At 67.0% G+C, this 14,898-nt stretch carries 19 protein-coding genes; 7 read left to right on the top strand and 12 right to left on the bottom strand.

Annotated features, from left to right (window positions below; genetic code table 11):
* Positions 1-19: 19 nt before the first annotated feature.
* The 5 genes from LDB29_RS18165 to LDB29_RS18145 form a co-directional block, all read right to left on the bottom strand.
* A complete protein-coding gene (locus tag LDB29_RS18165; protein ID WP_044660416.1) occupies positions 20-343 on the bottom strand; it encodes a hypothetical protein in 324 nt (107 codons plus the stop codon).
* Positions 344-471: 128 nt separating this feature from the next.
* The gene (gene pspC, locus LDB29_RS18160) at positions 472-852 is read right to left on the bottom strand and encodes an envelope stress response membrane protein PspC (RefSeq protein ID WP_025549791.1); all 381 of its coding nucleotides are present in this window, start codon (positions 850-852) and stop codon (positions 472-474) included.
* A 1-nt stretch (position 853) separates the two neighbouring features.
* On the bottom strand, positions 854-1,150 hold the full coding sequence (gene pspB / locus LDB29_RS18155) for an envelope stress response membrane protein PspB (protein WP_025549792.1): 297 nt from the start codon (positions 1,148-1,150) through the stop codon (positions 854-856).
* A gap of 3 nt (positions 1,151-1,153) precedes the next feature.
* On the bottom strand, positions 1,154-1,822 hold the full coding sequence (gene pspA, locus LDB29_RS18150; RefSeq protein ID WP_257555199.1) for a phage shock protein PspA: 669 nt from the start codon (positions 1,820-1,822) through the stop codon (positions 1,154-1,156).
* A 38-nt stretch (positions 1,823-1,860) separates the two neighbouring features.
* Positions 1,861-2,034: a hypothetical protein gene (locus tag LDB29_RS18145; protein ID WP_165363315.1), complete on the bottom strand. Its 174-nt coding sequence runs from the start codon at positions 2,032-2,034 to the stop codon at positions 1,861-1,863.
* A gap of 175 nt (positions 2,035-2,209) precedes the next feature.
* Between LDB29_RS18145 and pspF the strand changes: the two genes are divergently transcribed.
* Entirely contained in the window at positions 2,210-3,232 is a 1,023-nt protein-coding gene (gene pspF / locus LDB29_RS18140; protein WP_061934857.1) for a phage shock protein operon transcriptional activator, read from the top strand.
* A 140-nt stretch (positions 3,233-3,372) separates the two neighbouring features.
* Here the strand turns inward: pspF and LDB29_RS18135 are convergent, their stop codons facing one another.
* Positions 3,373-4,251 (bottom strand): 3-hydroxybutyryl-CoA dehydrogenase, encoded by an 879-nt coding sequence (locus LDB29_RS18135; protein ID WP_257555195.1) that lies wholly within the window; start codon positions 4,249-4,251, stop codon positions 3,373-3,375.
* Positions 4,252-4,430: 179 nt separating this feature from the next.
* Between LDB29_RS18135 and LDB29_RS18130 the strand changes: the two genes are divergently transcribed.
* The 6 genes from LDB29_RS18130 to pal all read left to right on the top strand — a co-directional run bounded on the left by LDB29_RS18130 (position 4,431) and on the right by pal (position 9,061).
* Positions 4,431-4,901 carry a YbgC/FadM family acyl-CoA thioesterase gene (locus tag LDB29_RS18130; protein ID WP_044660419.1) on the top strand — a complete coding sequence of 157 codons (471 nt, stop codon included), beginning with the start codon at positions 4,431-4,433 and terminating at the stop codon, positions 4,899-4,901.
* Entirely contained in the window at positions 4,898-5,617 is a 720-nt protein-coding gene (gene tolQ, locus LDB29_RS18125) for a protein TolQ (RefSeq protein ID WP_044660420.1), read from the top strand. The genes LDB29_RS18130 and tolQ overlap by 4 nt, the downstream gene beginning before the upstream one ends.
* 22 nt (positions 5,618-5,639) lie before the next feature.
* Complete coding sequence (gene tolR / locus LDB29_RS18120) at positions 5,640-6,107, top strand: protein TolR (RefSeq protein WP_025549797.1); 468 nt, start codon at positions 5,640-5,642, stop codon at positions 6,105-6,107.
* Positions 6,108-6,125: 18 nt separating this feature from the next.
* Positions 6,126-7,088, top strand: coding sequence for a cell envelope integrity/translocation protein TolA (locus LDB29_RS18115; RefSeq protein ID WP_044660421.1), 963 nt, complete (start codon positions 6,126-6,128; stop codon positions 7,086-7,088).
* A gap of 32 nt (positions 7,089-7,120) precedes the next feature.
* Complete coding sequence (gene tolB, locus LDB29_RS18110; protein WP_044660422.1) at positions 7,121-8,434, top strand: Tol-Pal system beta propeller repeat protein TolB; 1,314 nt, start codon at positions 7,121-7,123, stop codon at positions 8,432-8,434.
* Between the two features lie 114 nt (positions 8,435-8,548).
* A complete protein-coding gene (gene pal / locus LDB29_RS18105) occupies positions 8,549-9,061 on the top strand; it encodes a peptidoglycan-associated lipoprotein Pal (RefSeq protein WP_044660423.1) in 513 nt (170 codons plus the stop codon).
* 133 nt (positions 9,062-9,194) lie between these two features.
* Here the strand turns inward: pal and LDB29_RS18100 are convergent, their stop codons facing one another.
* The 6 genes from LDB29_RS18100 to LDB29_RS18075 form a co-directional block, all read right to left on the bottom strand.
* Positions 9,195-10,568 carry an efflux transporter outer membrane subunit gene (locus LDB29_RS18100; RefSeq protein ID WP_257557059.1) on the bottom strand — a complete coding sequence of 458 codons (1,374 nt, stop codon included), beginning with the start codon at positions 10,566-10,568 and terminating at the stop codon, positions 9,195-9,197.
* 124 nt (positions 10,569-10,692) lie between these two features.
* Positions 10,693-11,610, bottom strand: coding sequence for an efflux RND transporter periplasmic adaptor subunit (locus tag LDB29_RS18095; RefSeq protein WP_257555187.1), 918 nt, complete (start codon positions 11,608-11,610; stop codon positions 10,693-10,695).
* The gene (locus LDB29_RS18090) at positions 11,607-11,822 is read right to left on the bottom strand and encodes a DUF1656 domain-containing protein (protein WP_025549801.1); all 216 of its coding nucleotides are present in this window, start codon (positions 11,820-11,822) and stop codon (positions 11,607-11,609) included. The genes LDB29_RS18095 and LDB29_RS18090 overlap by 4 nt, the downstream gene beginning before the upstream one ends.
* The gene (locus LDB29_RS18085; protein ID WP_257555184.1) at positions 11,819-13,879 is read right to left on the bottom strand and encodes an FUSC family protein; all 2,061 of its coding nucleotides are present in this window, start codon (positions 13,877-13,879) and stop codon (positions 11,819-11,821) included. Before LDB29_RS18085 ends, LDB29_RS18090 begins: the two co-directional genes overlap by 4 nt.
* Positions 13,880-13,921: 42 nt before the next feature.
* Positions 13,922-14,371 (bottom strand): MarR family winged helix-turn-helix transcriptional regulator, encoded by a 450-nt coding sequence (locus LDB29_RS18080; protein WP_025549803.1) that lies wholly within the window; start codon positions 14,369-14,371, stop codon positions 13,922-13,924.
* Between the two features lie 221 nt (positions 14,372-14,592).
* Positions 14,593-14,895, bottom strand: coding sequence for a hypothetical protein (locus tag LDB29_RS18075; RefSeq protein ID WP_048576931.1), 303 nt, complete (start codon positions 14,893-14,895; stop codon positions 14,593-14,595).
* Positions 14,896-14,898 lie beyond the last annotated feature (3 nt).

The raw sequence follows: 14,898 nt of genomic DNA, 5'->3' as shown, positions 1-14,898 counted from the left end.
TTGCTGAGCGTGGGGCCCTTCAGTTGGCGGGGCCGCGCAGGCGCTCGATTTCCCTGTTCAATGCGTGACTTTCATCGGTGACGATGCGCTCGACCACGGCCAGCCTGTCCTTCATCGATCCGAGTTCGGCACGAAGCTGGGCGTTTTCCTGGGTCAGCAGGCTGATCCGTTCCATCGCCTCATTGCCCGCCCGGGGATAGACGGCCTGGCCCCAGGCCCCATCCAACGGATAACCATGCTTGATCCGCAGCCAGGTGGTGAAGATCCATCCGCCCACACCGATCCCGGTACAGATCGCGATCAGCGGCGCGAGTTGCGCGAACATCGCGAATTGTTCCGACATGGCAAACCTCCCTCATTCCGCTCCCCATGGGCGCGGCCCATCAGATGTTGGATTTCTCAGACAAATTGGCCGGCTTTTCGACAGGCTCCCAAGCCCGTTCGATAAACGGCGTAGGCGATGCGATTCCGTCAGCGCAGGCTGTCGATCTCATCCGCCAGCCGGGTGTTGCGGCTGGTATAGTAGGTTTCGATGTCGGCCAGGCGCCGGTCGATGTCGCGAAACTTGGACCGCACGTCGCGGGTGGAGCGCGCCGGATTGGTGCGCACGCCCTGCCAGAATTTCTGGTCGTCGCGGTCGGCATAGAGGCCCAGCGGCTTGTTCTCGGCAAAATAGGCGACGACGAAATAGGCGATCAGCGTCCAGGGAAAGGCCCCCATCAGCGTCACCAGCACGGCGCCGACCCGGACCCACAGCACGTCGATCCCCGTATAGTCGGCAATGCCGGCGCAGACGCCCATCCATTTGCCGTTCTGCTTGTCGAGATAGAATTTGGTGCGACGGGCAGCCATCTCAATTCCTCCTGTCGGGATTTTGGCGTTCGGGATATGGGCGGTCGAACTCATAGCCATCGTCCTGCGACGGACGGGCGGGGCGGAAATCGGGGTTGTCGGCGGCGACGATCCGTTCGACCGTCTGCAGCCGCTCCTCCAGCCGCCGGGCGAGCAGGTGAAGCTCGTCCAGCAGCTTCTCGTCCTCATCGGTGATCTTGGGCGCCTGCTTCCACTTGGTGACATAGTGGAAGATCAGCCAGGGCATGCCGATGAACAGCATGCCGCAGATCATGATGGGCAGGAACACGTCCTCCATGCGTCACTCTCCCTTATTCATGGACGCCTTGAGCGCGGCCAGTTCGGCATCGACCTTGTCGCTGGCCTTCAGCTCGGCAATCTCTTCCTCCAGCGTCTTGGGCTGGGCGCCAAGGCCCATGGCGTCCGCGCGGCCTTCGGCCATGTCGACCCGCCGTTCCAGCATGTCGAAGCGGGCGAAGGCGTCGTTCACCTTCTCGCCGGCATAGGCTTCGCGGACGCGCAGGCGATTCTGGGCGCTTTCCATGCGGGTCACAAGGCTGTTCTGGCGGGCGCGCGCCTCGCGCAGCTTGGCCTGGAGCTTTGCGATGTCCTCTTCGGAGGCGCGCAGCGCTTCGTCCAGCACCTCGATCTCATGGGAAAGCTGCTCCGCCATGTCGGCTGCCTTCTGCTTTTCCACCAGCGCGGCCTTGGCAAGGTCTTCGCGGTCCTTGCTGAGCGCGAGCTGGGCCTTTTCCGTCCAGCTGTCCTGCAGGCCCTGAAGCTTGGCGATGTGGCGCCGCATTTCCTTCTGATCGGCGATGGTGCGGGCAGCAGAGGCGCGCACCTCGACCAGCGTCTCCTCCATTTCGAGGATGATCATGCGGATCATCTTCGCCGGGTCTTCCGCCCGGTCGAGCAGGTCGGTGACATTGGCGGCGATGATGTCGCGGGTGCGGGAGAAAATACCCATTTGAACTTCACTCCTGGTACGAACTTGTTAGGCAGGCCTTACGCCAGATAGTGCAAGGCTGCGGGGCATTCCTTGTTCGCGAGCATCGGGATTTCGCTGGCGCGGGCCGGGCCGACCGCCGAAAGGATCAGGGTCGATCCGAACAGGACGGAGGCGATGGCGACGGACAGGAACTGGCCGATTTCGCGAACGCTGTTGCTTTGCTTTTCCATGATAAACTCCTGAACCTTGGCCTTCGTCGATGTGCCGCTTGATGCGTCAGCGGCTTCGCTTTCCGACTTTGCAGAAGCCGTGCCAATTTGCGGAAATGGCGGAATTTCGCGGTTTTTTACGATTGTCCGAATATTGGGCTTGCCGAAAGATGGGAAATTTCACCATAAGTTGGGGATGGAGAAAAATACCCAGTTCGTCGGCCAGTCGCTGGCCTTTCTGGATGCGGTCGAGCAGGCCGGGCGGGCGGCAGAACTCAACCGGCCGGTCCTGGTCATCGGCGAACGCGGGACCGGCAAGGAACTGATCGCCGAGCGCCTTCACCACCTTTCGCCGCGCTGGGACGAACCGCTGATCGTCATGAACTGCGCGGCCCTGCCCGAAACGCTGATCGAGGCGGAACTGTTCGGCCATGAACAGGGCGCCTTCACCGGCGCGGCGCGGGCGCGGGCGGGGCGGTTCGAGGAAGCCGATGGCGGCACGCTGTTTCTGGACGAGCTGGGCACGCTGTCCATGGCGGCGCAGGAGCGGCTGCTGCGGGTGATCGAATATGGCGAGGTGACGCGGATCGGGGCGTCGAAGCCCATGACCGTCGACGTGCGGATCGTCGCGGCGACCAATGAGGATTTGCCCGCCGCCGCCGATGCAGGGCGGTTCCGGCCCGACCTGCTGGACCGGCTGAGCTTCGAGGTGATCACCTTGCCGCCGCTGCGGGCGCGGGAGGGGGATGTCGCGGTGCTGGCCGATCATTTCGGGCGGCGCATGGCGGCGGAGATCGGCTGGCCGCAATGGCCGGGCTTTTCCGCCGCCTGCATGGCCGAGCTGGAGGCGCATGACTGGCCCGGCAATGTGCGCGAGCTGCGCAATGTGGTGGAACGGGCGGTCTATCGCTGGAATGAGCCCGGGCGGCCGGTCGCGGCGATCGTGTTCGACCCCTTCGCCTCGCCGTGGAAGCCCAAGCCGCTGATGGCGGCGCAAGCGGCGGTGGAAGCCGCGCCCATGGGTTCACCCGCTCCGGTCGCGAACGGCCATGACGCGGTCACCGACCTCAAATCCGCCGTCGATGCGCATGAGGCCGCCATCGTGCGGGCGGCGCTGGAGCGCTACCGCTACAACCAGCGGGCGACGGCGAAGGGATTGGGGCTGACCTATGACCAGCTTCGCCATTGCATGAAGAAACATGGGTTGAGTGCCGGATAGCCACCTCTCGCAAGCGGGAGGGGCTGGAGGTGGGGGTGGGCATGCCGCGCCAGCGGCAATTTGCAACTGAGGACAGAAGCTCGCTCCGCTCGCGCCCACCCCTAACCCCTCCCGTCTACGGGAGGGGGACTATTGTCCTCTTAACGCGTCGGCACGGGCTCCGCGCCCGAATAATCGTAAAAGCCCTTGCCGGTCTTCCGCCCGAGCCAGCCCGCCTCGACATATTTCACCAGCAGCGGCGCGGGGCGATATTTGGGATCGCCGGTCGTGTTCTGCAGCACCTTGCAGATTTCCAGGCAGGTATCGAGGCCGATGAAATCCGCCAGCGTCAGCGGACCCATGGGATGGTTGAGGCCCAGCATCGCGCCCTTGTCGATGTCGACCACGCTGCCCACGCCATCGCCCAGCGCGAACACCGCCTCGTTGAGCATCGGCAGCAGGATGCGGTTCACCACGAAGCCCGGCGCGTCGAAGGCATGGACGACCTGCTTGCCCAGGCTGGCGGCGAAGCCCTCCACCGCGCTCACCGTCTCCGCGCTGGTGGCGAGGCCGCGAATGACCTCGACCAGCGCCATGACCGGCACCGGGTTGAAGAAATGCACGCCCACGAAGCGCCCCGCGTCGGGCGCCGCTTGCGCCAGCCGGGTGATCGGGATGGAGGAGGTGTTGGAGGCGAGGATCGCATCGCCGGCCAGCAGGGCGCCGACATCGGCGAAGATCGAACGCTTGATCTCTTCCCGCTCGGTCGCGGCTTCGATCACCAACTGGCAGGCGGCCAGCGGCGCGACTTCGCCCACCGGCGTGATCCGGGCGATGGCGGCGTCGGCGTCGGCCTGCGCCAGCTTGCCCTTTTCCACAGCCTTTGCGAGTTGACGGATGATGCCGTCGCGGCCCTTCTGCGCGCGGGGCAGGTCGATGTCGGACAGGATCACCTCATAGCCCGCCTGCGCCGCCACCTGCGCGATGCCCGCGCCCATCTGGCCCGCGCCGATCACGCCCACGGTCCGAATATCCGTCATTGCCGAAACCCTCCTGCACTGAATCCTGTTCGCCGTCCCCGTAGCGCCATGGCAGGCGGGCCGCCAGAGCTTCCGCACGGGCGAAAGCGGACGGAAAGCCCCGGACGGTCGGCGGAGCGCTGATCTTTCTGTGATTTCCCGCTTTGCGCCGCGCCTGCTTGATGGTTAAAAGCCCCGGCATGTCCGTTTCAGACCTGCTGCCCGCGCCGGCGACCGGAAGGTTCATTGCCGCCGTGCATCACTTCCCGCTGCGCGTCTATTTCGAGGACACCGATCTGTCCGGCCTCGTCTATCACGCCAATTATCTGCGCTATATGGAGCGGGCGCGGTCGGACATGCTGCGCATCGCTGGGATCGACCAGCGCGGCAATCTGGAGGGGGGAGAGGGCGTCTATGCCGTCACCGACCTTCAGCTCCATTACCGCCGCCCCGCCAGGCTGGACGATGACCTGATGGTCGTGAGCCGCGTCACCAAAGTCGGCGCCGCTTCATGTTCCATTCATCAGACGGTCATGCGCGATGGGGAAATACTGACGCAAGGCGATGTTTCCGTCGCCTTCCTGACGCCCCAGGGCCGCCCGCGCCGGCAACCCAAGCCCTGGACCGACATTTTCAGCCGTTTGATGAGAGGGGAAGACATCAACCCATGAGCCTTTCGATGCCCGACGTTGGCCTTGCGGTCGGCAATGCCGCGCAAGCCGCCACCATTTCGCCGCTGGCCCTGTTCCTTCAGGCCGACATCGTCGTGAAGGTGGTGATGCTGGGCCTGCTGCTGGCCAGCATCTGGACCTGGGCGATGATCATCGGCTTCAGCTTCACCCTGCGCAAGGCGAGCCGGCAGAGCCGGGCGTTCGAGCAGGATTTCTGGAAGGCGGAGGATATAGACCGCTTCTATGAAGCCCGCGGCAAGGCGGAATTCCCCGCCGCCAGGGTGATGGCTGCGGGCGTCACCGAATGGCGCCGCTCCACCGCGCAGAAGGTGATCGATCGGGAGGGCACCCGCGACCGGCTGTCGACCGCCATGTCCAGCACCATCGCGGCGGAGGTCGACCGCCTGTCGGACCGGCTGAACATCCTGGCCACCATCGGGTCGGTCGCGCCCTTCGTCGGGCTGTTCGGCACGGTATGGGGCATCATGCGGGCCTTCACCAGCATCGCGGCGGAGCAGAACAGCAGCCTGGCGGTCGTGGCGCCGGGCATTGCCGAGGCTCTGTTCGCCACCGCCATCGGCCTGTTCGCGGCAATCCCGGCGGTGATCGCCTACAACCGCTTCAGCCATGGCATCAACCGGATGGAATCGGGGCTGACGCGCTTTGCCGACGGCTTCTATTCGACGCTGAGCCGCGAGCTGGAGGCGCAGCGGTGACGGGTGAAAGAGGAGCGCGCTGATGGCCATGTCCGGACCTCCCTCCGGCCGGCGCGGCCGTCACCGCGCGCCGATGGCGGACATCAACGTCACGCCGCTGGTCGACGTCATGCTGGTGCTGCTGATCATCTTCATGGTGACGGCGCCGCTGCTGGTCACGGGCGTGCCGGTGAACCTGCCCGAAACCCGCGCCAAGGGGCTGGACCAGGACCAGAAGCCGACAGTGGTGTCGATCGATCGCGACGGCGGGGTCTTCATCGACGACGCGCAGATCAGCGACGCCGAACTGCCCGGCCGCCTGGCCGAGATCATGTCCGCCAACGCTGGCAAGGCCGAACCGCCGCAGATCTTCCTGCGCGCCGACAAGGGACTGGACTATGGCCGGGTGATGCTGGTCATGGGCGAGCTGAACCGGGCGGGACTCAACAAGGTCGCGCTGGTCAGCACCGGTTCCGAAGGCGGTTCCGCTGTCAGCAGCGGTTCAGAATAGGGGCCATAGGTCGTGGCGATGGATCGCGCGGAGAAAATCGGCCTTGGCGTGGCGACGGCGGGACATGTCCTGCTGTTCGGCCTGCTGTCGTCCGGCTTTCTGGCCACTCCCAACCCCCTGAAGCTCAATTCGCCGCCGATGGACGTCAGCCTGGTGGATGAGGTGGCGCTGAAGTCGACGGCGCCGCAGGTTTCGACGCAGCCGCCCCCGCCCAGCGTCGCGCCGGAGCAAGGGCCGACCGAGGATGCCGCGCCTGCGCCGGAACCCGAGCCGGCACCGCAGCCCGAACCGACCCCGGCGCCGCCGGCTCCCCGGCCCGCGCCGCCCAAGCCGGTGGCAAAGCCAGCGCCGCCCAAGCCCGCGCCCGCTCCGCCGAAGAAGGATATGCCCGCCGCCAAGCCGAAGCCCAAGCCGGCGGCGGAAAAACCCGCCCCCGCCAAGTCCAAGCCTGCGCCGGAAAAACCCAAGCCAGCCGCCGCCGCGCCCGCCAAGGCGTCGCAGAAGCCCGCCGCCAGGCCCAGGTCCGACGCGCCTGCCCGCGCTTCGGGACAGGGCAAGGCGGACAAGCCCAAGGGATCGCTGCTGGGCAAGGATTTCCTGAAGGGCATCGACACCGAGGATGACGCGCCGCGCAAGCCCGCGCCGGCGCCCGCCGCCGCCATGGGGCCCGCGCAGAAGGCCGCGCTGGACGCAGAAATCCGCCGCCAGCTCAAGCCCTATTGGAAATCCCCCAGCGGCGCGGACATCGAACAGCTTCGCACCTTCGTCGATGTGCAGCTTGCCCGCGACGGTTCGCTCGCGGGGCAGCCGCAGGTCGTCAACACCACCGGCATCACCGCCAGCAACCGCACGCAGGTGACGCTGCATCAGGAACTGGCGGTGAAGGCGATCCGCCTGGCCGCGCCGTTCAAGCTGCCGCCCGCTCTTTATGATGGCTGGAAATCCCTCCGCATCTCCTTCGACAAGAGGCTATCGCAATGACCCGACCCTTCAGGACAGGAAAGGCCCGAGCCATGTTCGGCGCCACGCTGGGGGCGCTGCTGCTGGCGTTCGCGCCCGCCGCTTCCGCGCAGCTCAGCGTCGATGTGACGGACGAATCCTCCTCCAACCTCAAGATCGTCGTCCCCGCGCTGCCGGCGCAGGCGGAAGTCTCCACGCCCGCAGGCGGTTCCACCGAACTGGGCCGCAAGATCGCCGAGGTGATCGCCGCCGACCTCAAGGGGTCGGGCCTGTTCGATCCCTCCGGCCCCGGCGGCATCCCGACCATCGCCTTTCCCGAAGTCACCAATCCCGCCTACGATAAATGGGGCGCCTATCAGGCGCTGGTGCAGGGCTTCGTCCGCACCACCGGGGGCGAGGCGGACATCACCGTCGGCTGCTATCTCTACGACGTGGCGCTGAAGCAGGAACTAACGCGGCAGGGCTATGTCGTCGCGCCCCGCGACTGGCGGCGGGCCGCGCATAAATGCGCCGACGCCATCTATGCGCGCCTGTCGGGGGAAAGCCCCTTCTTCGACAGCCGCATCGCCTATATCGCGGAAAGCGGTCCCAAGGGGAACCGCACCAAGCGCCTCGCCATCATGGATTCGGACGGCGCGAACCACCGTTTCATCACCAATGGCCAGTCGATCGCGCTGACGCCGCGCTTTTCGCCCGACTACAAGTCGATCGTCTATGTGAGCTACCTGAACAACCGGGTCCGCATCTATGTCTATGACATCGGCACGGGACGGCAGCGGCTGGTGACGGAAAGCAACAATCCGACCTTCGCGCCGCGCTGGTCGCCCGACGGCCGCAACATCCTCTTTTCCATGGCGATCGCCGGCAATACGGACATCTATCGCGTTTCGGCCAGCGGCGGCGCGCCCGTGCGCCTGACCACGGCGCCGGGCATCGATGTCGGCGGCAGCTATTCGCCCGACGGCCGCCAGATCGTCTTCGAAAGCGACCGCTCCGGCAGCCAGCAGATCTATGTCATGAACGCCGACGGTTCGGGCCAGCGCCGGATCAGCCATGGCGGCGGCCGCTATGCGACGCCCGAATGGAGCCCGCGCGGCGACCTGATCGCCTTCACCAAGATTTCAGGCGACTTCAAGATCGCGGTCATGACGCCGACCGGCGACAATGAGCGCATCCTGACCAATGGCTGGCAGGATGAGCAGCCGAGCTGGTCGCCTAATGGCCGCGTGCTGCAATATTTCCGCACCACGCCGGGCCGGGAGGGCAGCAGCCAGGTGTGGCAGGTCGACCTGACCGGCGTGAACGAACGGCGCATACCGACGCCGCTCAGCGGTTCGGACCCGGCCTGGGGGCCCTTGCTGCCCTGATATGCGCGGCCATCCCGCTCAGGGCGGACTGCCCACGCTCCTGATCTGCATTATATCGGAACCGAATCGTCCCGACTGCGTAACGACTTTCAGACCATGTTGAGGAGCAACCCGATGAAACTATCCCGTCCCCTGCTGATGGCGACCGCCGTCATAGCCCTTGCCGCCTGCTCCAAGAAGCCGCCACAGGAACTGCCGCCTGCGCCCGGCGGCGACGGTTCGGCGCAGACCGGCGGACCGGCGACGCCTTCGGGCCCGGTCAAGGGCAGCCAGGAGGATTTCGTGGCTTCCGTCTCGTCGGACCGCATCCTGTTCGACACCGACCAATATGATGTCGACGCGCAGGATCAGCAGATACTGCAGAGCCAGGCCGCCTGGCTGCAACAGAACCCCAATGTCCGCGTGACCATAGAGGGTCATGCCGACGAGCGCGGCACCCGCGACTATAATATCGCCTTGGGCGAGCGCCGCGCCAATGCGGCGAAGAACTATCTCGCGTCGCTGGGCATCGACGCTGGCCGCATCACCACCGTCAGCTATGGCAAGGAACGCCCCGCCGCCCTGGGTTCGGACGAAGCGGCCTGGGCGCAGAACCGCCGCGCGGTGACGGTCACCGTCCAATATTGATCCCGTGAAGCATTGGAGTCTCAACAGCTCCATAACCCGCCGGTCCCCAGGATCGGCGGGTGTTCTTTTCCCCTTTAAATGGCAGCCAGTTCCCGCGCAGGAGCATGTTGCGCCCTGATCTGGTCAAACCAGCTTACGACCAGCCACCGCCGAGAGCGAGGAAGATGGCGATCTGGTCCTGCACCAACTGCACCCGCGCCGCCGCCGCCGAAGCCTCCGCATTGGCGAGCGAGCGTTGCGCGTCCAGCAGGGACAGGAAATCGCCGCGTCCGAAGCGGAACAGCTTGCCCGCCTGCGCCGCCGAAACGCCTGCGCTGTCCCGCGCCCGGTCGAGCGCGGCCGTCTGTTCGGCATGGCGGCGGTAGCTTTCCAGCGCCGTTTCCGTCTGCCGCAAAGCCTCCAGCACGGTCCCGTCGAAACGGGCGAGATCGGCCTGTACCTGCGCATCGGCCTGCGCGATCCGCGCCCTGACGACAGGCCGGTTGGGGAAGCTCCAGCTCAGCAGCGGTCCCAGGCTCATGCCGAAGCTGGTGCCCGAACCGAAGCTTTTGAGCGGTCCGGCGAGCCCCAGCGATCCGCCGATGCTGACCTGCGGATAGAGGTCCGCGGTCGCCACCCCGACGCGGGCGGTGTCGGCGGCGATGCTGCGTTCCGCCTGCCGGATGTCGGGCCGCCGCCGGATCAGCGCCGCGCCGTCGCCCACGGGCATGGGTGCGTTCAGCGCCGGCAGCGTCGCGCAGCCCTCCACTTCCCTGGGATAATCCGCGGGCGATCGCCCCAGCAACGTCGCCAGCAGATAGAGTCCGCTCTGCCGCTGTGCATCGAAGGCGGGAAGGCTCGCCTCGCTGGCGTCGACCGCCGCCTGCGCCCGGCTGACGTCGAAGGCGGTGCCGCGGCCGCCCCTGAACAGCCGCTGGGTGGCGTTGAGCGTCTCCCGCTGAAGCGCGACGACGCGCCGGTTGACGGTCAGCGAATAATTGGCGGCGCAGACCTGCGCATAGGCCCTGGCCGTGGCGGCCGCCACGCTGACCCGCACATAGTCGCGCGCCGCCACGACCGTTTCCAGGTCGGCGGTGCTCGCCTCTATCGCGCGCCTGATCCGGCCGTTGAGGTCGAGCGGATAGGAGGCGGCAAGGCCCAGATCATAGCCGACCACGCCCGGCAGGCTCTCCGCCGTGCCGGAAGGCCGGGCAAGCGTCCCGCCGCCGCTGACTGTGGTGCCGACGGTGCGCCCGGCCTCCGCCTCGCGCAGCACCGCCTCCGCCGCGGTCAGGTTCGCATCCGCCACGCGCAGGTCGGTGTTGGCGGCGAGCGCCTGTTCGACCAACGCATCGAGCCGGGGATCGTCGTAGAGCCGCCACCAATGATCGGGCAGTTCGGCCTCGGTGAAACTGGGGTCCTGCGCCGACAGGAAAGCGCCCTGCGCGGCGGGGGCGGTTGCGGCGGACTTTTCCGGCGGGCGATAGTCAGGGCCCGCGGTGGCGCAGGCGGCCAGCGCCAAGGCCAGAAAGGGCGTCCATATCTTCGCCCCACATCCGCTCCCTTCGGGTGAAGGCTGTCGGCTTCCCAAGAAAGAAAAGGGCTTCGACAAGCTCAGCCCGAACGGCGAGAAGGTGTCGGGAGCCGCGACATTATGCATGGCGGCACGCTCCCGGTTTCGCATCCTTCCGCGCCGGTTCGATCGTCACCGTGGCCGTGCGCCCGGCGATCAGCTTCACCTCCGGCGGTACCCGCGTCAGCTTCACCCGTACCGGGATGCGCTGGGCCAGGCGGACCCAGGAGAAGGTCGGCTCGACCGTCGGCAGCAGATTGCCCGAATCCGAACGGCTGCTGTCGTTGATGCCATAGGCGATGCTGTCGACCCGCCCGTAGAGGTCCTGCGCCTCGCCCATCAGCCGCACCGTCACCGGCGCGCCGATGCAGACCAGCGGCAGCTTGGTTTCCTCGAAATAGCCTTCGATGCGCAGGCTGTCGCGGTCGACCAGCGCCATGGCCTGCTGCCCCGCAGCGACGAAATCGCCCGGATGCAGGTCGAGGTTCGTGACCACGCCGTTGACCGAGGCGACCACCCGCGTTCGCCTGAGGTTGAGGGCGGCGGCATCGCGCGCGCTCATCGCTTCGGCCAGCGCAGCCTCCGCCGTCGCGACGCGCGCGACATTCTGTTCATGCGCCTCCTTCGCCACCAGCTCGCCCAGCGCGACGTCGCGGGTCGCCTCCCGCCGCGCCTGACCGAGTGTGGCCCGGGCGCTGGCGATCTGCGCCTCCGCCTGCTCCAGCGCCAGCGCATAGCGCGGCCGGTCGATCACGAACAGCAGGTCGCCCGCCCTGACCGCCTGGTTGTCATGCACGGCGACGGAGGTGACGAGCCCGCCAATGTCCGGCGTCACCCGCACCACATCGGCGCGCACCCGCCCGTCGCGGGTCCAGGGGCTGCGCTCATAATGGTTCCACATCCATATCGCCACCAGCACGGCCGCGATGACGATGGCGATGGTGGCGGCGCTCCTGATCAGGGCAGGGGGGATCAGCGTGGCGGCAAAACGGTTCATAGGCGGATTCCAAGGGTGGGAACGAGGAGGGCGAGCGCGCCCAGCACCAGCACGAAGATGCTGAGGTCGACCGCCGCGCGATAGGCGAGGAAACGATAGAGCCCGAAAGCGCCGATCAGCCGGGTGACGCCCCAGCTCAGGATCAGCGCCACCAGCGCGAGCAACAACAGGGTCGGCACATAGACGCCGCCCAGGGCGATTTCTCCGGTCATGCGGCCACTCTCCGATAGCCTTCGCTTTCAGGGAACAGGTTGCGGCGCAGGCTGACCAGCGCGAGTATGGCCTCCCGCCGGATCACCGCGCTGGGATTGCGCGACAGGTCGCTGATCGCATGGTCGATGTCGGTGAGCAGGGCGGGCTTCGCGGGCGCGGGCGCATCCGGGTCCAGCCCGCGATAATGCGCGCTGACGCCCGTCAGCACATCGGCCAGCGGCGCCGCTTCATCGGCGGGCAGGTCGAGCCGCAATTGCCGCAATTCGCCAATGGCGACGCCGGTCCGCAGGTCGCGCAGCGCGTCGTAGAGCGGCCGCCCGCTGTCGGACCGCACCGCCGCCAGACGCGGCGCCAACAGGGCGATGCGGTCCAGCATCCGGTTGATCCAGCCGCGCAGATCGGGCGGCGTCATCAGCGTGGCGCGGTTGGCGATGTCGTTCCAGCCCGCGCGCACCGTGCGCCGGATCGCCCGCTCCACCCCCGCCGACTGCAACAGCCCGGCCATGATGATCGCGAACCAGATGCCCACCAGCTGCGCCACGGTGCCGTTGGCGTAGCTGGCAAAGGCGCTGACATAGCGATCCGACAGCAGCACCGGGCTGCCCAGCCCCAGCAGCGTCGGCAGGGCGATGCCCATCCAGCGCGGCGACGCCATCATCGTGCCGAGCAACAGCAGCATCGGGGCATAGGCGGCCGCCAGCATGGCGAAGCCGTCGAGGCGCGGCATGATCGCATAGCCATAGACGGCGCCGAGCAGCGAAGCGGCGATGGTGCCGATCATGAAGCCTTTGAGCGGCGCCAGCGGATTGTCCGACGCGGCGAACAGGGAAAGGAACACGCCCGCCAGCATCACCGCGCTGCCGCCGTCCTTCCAGCCGCTGCCGATCCACAATGCGCAGCCCACGGCCACGGTGACGAAGGCGCCGAGGGCCCCGCGCGCCGCCCCGGCATAATCCCTGTGCAGTTCGCGGTTGCGCCGCCCCTCCAGCAACTCACCGACGCGGGGGCTGACCGCCTCCCGCCTGTGCGTCACCATCTGGTCGTAAAGGTCGCGGCAGTCGCGATGCGCCGCGATCAGGGCGGCCAGCCGGGCGAACAGGCTGAGGCGCATCATGTCCGCCCACCCCATCTCCTCCCGCGCCGCAGGCTCCAGAGCGGCGCAGCGGGCGATCAGGGCATCCGCCGCCGCGGTGCGAAGGATGATGTCGTCGCCGGGGTTGACGATCCAGGCGCGGACATCCGCGATCAGTTCTTCGACCTCCCGCGGCACCTTTCCGCCGCTCGCCGCCTTCAGCATGGCCAGCCGGTCCTCCACGGCCGCGCCCAGGGGCAGCAGCAGCGAAAGCTGGTCCTGCATCGCGCGCACCGTGCGCACGCGAGGCGCGAGGCGGCTGATGTCGAAGGGCAGATGCACCGACATCTGGTGCAGTTCGGTGATGTCCTGCGCCAGACGGCGACGTTCCTGCGCCAGCCCCTCCACCGGCTCCAACGCGATGGCGTCATGCGACCAGCGTTCCGCATCGCGCAGCATCGCCTCCACCCGCGCCAGCAGCAGGTTGGTGATGGAGCCGGGGAAGACGACGCCGTGGACCAGGCTGCCGCACATGATGCCGATGGTGATTTCCTGCACGCGCAGCGTCGCCACGGTGAAGATGGTCTGCGGCGTGTCGACGTCGGGGAAGACGATGAGGCAGGCGCTATAGCCCGCCAGCACGAACATATAGGATCGCGGCGTGCGGTCGAGCAGGGAGACGAAGACGCACAGGGCCAGCCAAAGCGCCATGGCGAGCGACAGCAGTTCCGGCGCATTGACCAGCGGCGGCACGATGGCGACGGAGAAGATCGCGCCGGTCAGCGTGCCGATGACGCGGAACACCGCCTTGGAAATCACCGCCCCGGCCAGCGGCTGGGCGACGATATAGCTGGTCAGGAACGCCCAATAGGGCCGCTCCAGCCCGATGCTGAGCGCGACATAGAGCGCCAGCATCGCCGCCGCGAAGCATTTCAGGGAAAAGAGCGCGGCAGGCCAGCCGATGCGCTCTCCAAGGGCGTTCATATCAGCGCTCGCATGTCGGGCCATTCATGGCGGGCCGTCCCGTTACGACTGACCCCGCCGCTCGGCCATGCGCCGCTCCAGCAGGTTCAGCAGGTTGACGATGATCTCGATCGCGGCGTCGGGCACGCCGTCAAGCAATTCGCGCCGAAGATTCTCCAGCCTGGCCTCTATCCGGCCCACCAGTTCCTGCCCCTCCGGCGTGAAGGCGACTCGATTCGACCGCCGATCATCGGGATTGGGCACGCGCTCCACAAGCCCCGCCGCCTGCAACTGGTCGAGGGTCCGGACCAGCGAAGGCTGCGCGATGCCCAGTTCCTCTGCCAGATCCGCCTGCCGGACGTCGGGGCCCAGCCGATCGAGATAGATGAGGCACCAGCCCGCGCTGTTCGAGACGCCGAATTCCGCCAGCGCCAGATCGGCCAGTTGCCGCCACTGGCGCGCCACCTGCGGCATTTTATGCGCGAGGGCGCGCTTCAACTCCGATCGGGACATTTTTCTTAGATAGCTAACTAATGTCCTGCGTCAAGGGATTTTCGTTTCTCTCCATCGCGGGATGGGAGGAGAAGCAGCCTTGGGCGGGTGGAGTTAAAAGGGGCCACGACCTGCCGCGTCCGCAAGCGCCCCCACGTTGCGCACAGGGGAAGTTTTTGGCGCGGCACGAAAAAGGGCCGGAAACTCGCGTTTCCAGCCCTTGTTCCGCCCTGCTGGGACCCTCAGGCCCGGCGCGTGCCCGAAAAGCCCGCCGTGCCGAACGCGCCAAGCTGCATCGTCCCGGTGATGGCGTCGCCATTCACCTCCGCCTCGCATTCCAGCGTCATCGGCATCGGCAGCGTCATGTTCATCTTCCAGCGCAGCTTGTTGCCGTCCACCTTGCCCTCGGCCACGTCGAGCGAACCCATCATGCCCGCGAAGGTGCCATGAAAGCCGTCGCCCGAGCTGATGACCGTCAGCACGCCATTCTGGTCGCCCATCGGCGTTTTCGCGACGCAGTCATAGGCGCCATCCACTGCTGCCATAGC

It is taken from the genome of Sphingobium sp. CFD-2, from assembly GCF_024611135.1.
GTDB classification, from domain to species: Bacteria; Pseudomonadota; Alphaproteobacteria; order Sphingomonadales; family Sphingomonadaceae; genus Sphingobium; species Sphingobium fuliginis.
Note: the sequence above shows the minus strand (reverse complement) of the source record. Positions and strands in the feature narration are given on the sequence as shown.

Bases quoted from the DNA above. Each gene is read 5' to 3' on its own strand.
- LDB29_RS18090 (WP_025549801.1), bottom strand. From the start codon at position 11,822: ATGACCGGAGAAATCGCCCTGGGCGGCGTCTATGTGCCGACCCTGTTG.
- tolQ (WP_044660420.1), top strand. From the start codon at position 4,898: ATGAGCCTTTCGATGCCCGACGTTGGCCTTGCGGTCGGCAATGCCGCG.
- pal (WP_044660423.1), top strand. From the start codon at position 8,549: ATGAAACTATCCCGTCCCCTGCTGATGGCGACCGCCGTCATAGCCCTT.
- LDB29_RS18080 (WP_025549803.1), bottom strand. From the start codon at position 14,371: ATGTCCCGATCGGAGTTGAAGCGCGCCCTCGCGCATAAAATGCCGCAG.
- LDB29_RS18085 (WP_257555184.1), bottom strand. From the start codon at position 13,879: ATGAACGCCCTTGGAGAGCGCATCGGCTGGCCTGCCGCGCTCTTTTCC.
- pspC (WP_025549791.1), bottom strand. From the start codon at position 852: ATGGCTGCCCGTCGCACCAAATTCTATCTCGACAAGCAGAACGGCAAA.
- LDB29_RS18075 (WP_048576931.1), bottom strand. From the start codon at position 14,895: ATGGCAGCAGTGGATGGCGCCTATGACTGCGTCGCGAAAACGCCGATG.
- pspA (WP_257555199.1), bottom strand. From the start codon at position 1,822: ATGGGTATTTTCTCCCGCACCCGCGACATCATCGCCGCCAATGTCACC.
- LDB29_RS18095 (WP_257555187.1), bottom strand. From the start codon at position 11,610: ATGAACCGTTTTGCCGCCACGCTGATCCCCCCTGCCCTGATCAGGAGC.
- pspF (WP_061934857.1), top strand. From the start codon at position 2,210: ATGGAGAAAAATACCCAGTTCGTCGGCCAGTCGCTGGCCTTTCTGGAT.
- LDB29_RS18135 (WP_257555195.1), bottom strand. From the start codon at position 4,251: ATGACGGATATTCGGACCGTGGGCGTGATCGGCGCGGGCCAGATGGGC.
- LDB29_RS18115 (WP_044660421.1), top strand. From the start codon at position 6,126: ATGGATCGCGCGGAGAAAATCGGCCTTGGCGTGGCGACGGCGGGACAT.
- LDB29_RS18165 (WP_044660416.1), bottom strand. From the start codon at position 343: ATGTCGGAACAATTCGCGATGTTCGCGCAACTCGCGCCGCTGATCGCG.
- tolB (WP_044660422.1), top strand. From the start codon at position 7,121: ATGTTCGGCGCCACGCTGGGGGCGCTGCTGCTGGCGTTCGCGCCCGCC.
- pspB (WP_025549792.1), bottom strand. From the start codon at position 1,150: ATGGAGGACGTGTTCCTGCCCATCATGATCTGCGGCATGCTGTTCATC.
- LDB29_RS18130 (WP_044660419.1), top strand. From the start codon at position 4,431: ATGTCCGTTTCAGACCTGCTGCCCGCGCCGGCGACCGGAAGGTTCATT.
- tolR (WP_025549797.1), top strand. From the start codon at position 5,640: ATGGCCATGTCCGGACCTCCCTCCGGCCGGCGCGGCCGTCACCGCGCG.
- LDB29_RS18145 (WP_165363315.1), bottom strand. From the start codon at position 2,034: ATGGAAAAGCAAAGCAACAGCGTTCGCGAAATCGGCCAGTTCCTGTCC.